This is a genomic window from Streptomyces phytophilus, from assembly GCF_013870535.1.
In the GTDB taxonomy this organism is placed as follows: domain Bacteria; phylum Actinomycetota; class Actinomycetes; order Streptomycetales; family Streptomycetaceae; genus Streptomyces; species Streptomyces phytophilus.
Map to the genome: position 1 here is coordinate 1 of NZ_JACBXC010000779.1, position 2895 is coordinate 2895.

The following is a 2895-nucleotide window of genomic DNA, read 5'->3' on the forward strand; positions in this document are numbered from 1 at the left end:
CGGGGGACGGCACCGCGCACATCGCGCTCGCCGACGGGGTCAACCGCTACCGGGCGCAGGGCTGCACGTTCACCGGCGGCCGGCTGGAGCTGACGCCCGCCGCCTTCGCGGACGACGGCTCCCACCTGCTGCACACCGGCTGCGTGGAGGACGGCGTGACGCGCGCGGCGCTGCCCGACGAGGGCGACCGCGTCGTCCACACCGCGGGCAACCTGCGGCTCTGACCCCTCCCCCGGCTCCCCCGGCTCCCCCGGCTCCGCCCCGCCGACTGCCCGTACCCAGCACAGGAGTTCCCGTGTCCACGCATCCCCCGATCACCGCCAGGCCCGTCCGCGTCGCCGTCGCCGGCGCCGGGAACCGCGGGCGCACGTACGCCGACTGGGTACGGGCGCACCCGGAGCGGGCCGAGCTGGTCGCCGTCGCCGACCCGAGCCCGGCCGCCCGGGCCGCGGTGGGCGCGCCGCGCGAGTTCGACGACTGGCGCGCGCTCGCCGCGGCCGGGGTGGCGGCCGACGCGGTCGTCGTCGCCACCCAGGACCGCGACCACGTCGACCCGGTGCTCGCCTTCGCCGAGGCCGGCTACGCGGTGCTGGCGGAGAAGCCGCTCGCACCCACCGAGGAGGAGACCCGGCGCATCGTCGAGGGCGTCGAGCGGGCCGGGGTGCTCTTCGCGGTCTGCCACGTCATGCGCTACATGCCCTACACCGACCTGGTGAAGGACGTCGTCGACTCCGGCGTGCTGGGCGAACTGGTCTCGCTGGACCACCTGGAGCCGGTCGGCTGGTGGCACTACGCACACAGCTACGTGCGCGGCCCGTGGCGCAACGAGCAGCTGTCCTCGCCGATGCTGCTGGCCAAGTCCTGCCACGACCTGGACTGGATCGCCTACGTCACCGGCGGCCGCATCGAGCAGGTCACCGGCTTCGGCGGGCTCAAGCACTTCCGCCCCGAGAACGCGCCTGCCGGCGCGGCGGAGCGCTGCACGGACTGCGCCGTCGAGGCGGACTGCCCGTACAGCGCGCCGAAGCTCTACCTGCCGGTGCTGCGCGAGAAGGGCGCGGTCTGGCCCGTCACCCATGTCACGGACGCGACCGACGAGGCCGGGCTGATCGAGTCGCTGCGCACCGGCCCGTACGGGGTGTGCGTCTACCGCGCGGACAACGACGTCGTCGACCACCAGGTCCTGGCGATGCGGCTGTCCGGCGGGGTCACCGCCACCTTCCAGATGGTCGCCTTCACCGAGCAGACGCACCGCCGGACCCGCATCTTCGGCTCCCACGGCTGGCTGCGCGGCGACGGCGAGAGCGTCACCGTGCAGGACTTCCGCACCGGCGAGACCACGGTCCGCGCCGTGGACGCCGCCGGCTCCAACGCGGCCGACGGCCACGGCGGCGGCGACGCCGGGCTGATGGACGCCTTCGTACGGGCCGTCGCCACCGGCGAGTCGGGCGTGCTGCGCTCCGGCACCGCCGCGTCGCTCGGCAGCCACCTCGCCGCGTTCGCCGCGGAGCGCGCCCGGCACACCGGCACCGTCCAGGCGGTGCCGGCCCGCTGACATCCGCACCGCCCCCACGACCACTTTTGTCCCGCCCCATCCCCGGAGGAAGCCATGACCCTGATCCACCACCGGCGTTCACGGACCAGAGCCGTCGCCGTACCGCTGCTCGCCACCGCCCTGGCCGGCGTCGCGCTCGCCGGCTGCGGCGGCAGCGACGGCGCGGGCGGCGGGAAGGGCTCCGTCACCATGTGGACGTACCCCGTGATCTTCGACGAGGCGAAGAACGAGGCGTACTGGGACGGCATGGTCGAGAAGTTCGAGAAGCGGCACAAGGACATCTCGGTAAAGGTGGAGACCTACCCGTGGGCCGACCGCGACACCGCACTCGGCACCGCCATCGCCTCCGGCAAGGGCCCTGACGTGGTCTACCTGGTGCCGGACCAGTTGCCGAAGTACGCGCCGAACATCGTGCCGGCCGGCGACTACATGCCGGCCGACGCGAAGTCCGACTACACAGACTTCGCGCTGGAGTCCGTGACCGTCGGCGACGACGTGCTCGGCACCCCGATCCTCACCAGCGCCAACCCGCTGATATGCGACAAGCGGGTCTTCGAGGCGGTCGGCGAGGACTCCTACCCCGAGACCTGGGACGACCTGAAGGCGCTGGGGCCGAAGATGAAGGACGAGGGCTACTACGCCCTCAGCTACACGGGCGACACCGCGCAGACGCTGAACATGACGTTCTACCCGCTGCTGTGGCAGGCCGGCGGCGAGGTGTTCGCCGAGGACGGCGAGTCCGTGGCGTTCGACGACGCGGCGGGCGTCGAGGCGCTGACGTACCTGACGGAGTTCGTCGAGGAGGGCTGGACGCCCAAGGACCTCGTCACCACCACGCCGAACCTGGAGCAGACCCCGGTCGCCAAGGGCAAGGTCGCCTGTACGTGGACCAACGTCACGGCCGACGTCGAGCCGTTCTGGGGCCGCGAGAACATCGTCGTCCAGCCGCCGCTGACCGGCGAGGAGTCGGCGGGCTACGGCACGGTCGGCGCGCTGTCGATGCTGAAGGGCGCCGACACCGAGGCCGCCGGCAAGTGGATCAACTTCGTCGCCGAGCCGGAGAACGCCGCGGACCTGGAGAAGGGCGCCGGCTACTTCCCGGCCCGTACCTCGGCCGACGACCTCTACCCGGACGACGAGCTGCAGCAGGCCGTCGCCGCGACGCTGCCCGCGATGGACGCGGGCCCGCTGGAGGAGAAGGCGCGCGAGGTGATGGGCGTGCTCGCGCCCGAGCTGCAGGCGGCGCTGCTGGGCAAGAAGAGCCCCGAGGACGCGCTGAAGGCGGCGGCCGAGGCGGCCGACGCGCAGATCGCCCGCTGACCCCCCGGGGCTACGGCCCC

The 2895-nt window shown here is 73.2% G+C and carries 2 protein-coding genes and 1 pseudogene; all 3 read left to right on the plus strand.

Going from position 1 to position 2895, the window contains the following annotated elements; all coding sequences use genetic code 11:
* Positions 1–224 (plus strand): annotated as a pseudogene (locus H5J30_RS25115) (peptidase C14); the annotation flags it as partial.
* Positions 225–295: 71 nt separating this feature from the next.
* A complete protein-coding gene (locus H5J30_RS25120; protein ID WP_181789634.1) occupies positions 296–1555 on the plus strand; it encodes a Gfo/Idh/MocA family protein in 1260 nt (419 codons plus the stop codon).
* Positions 1556–1609: 54 nt separating this feature from the next.
* Positions 1610–2875, plus strand: coding sequence for an extracellular solute-binding protein (locus H5J30_RS25125; RefSeq protein ID WP_181789635.1), 1266 nt, complete (start codon positions 1610–1612; stop codon positions 2873–2875).
* The last annotated feature ends 20 nt before the right edge of the window (positions 2876–2895 follow it).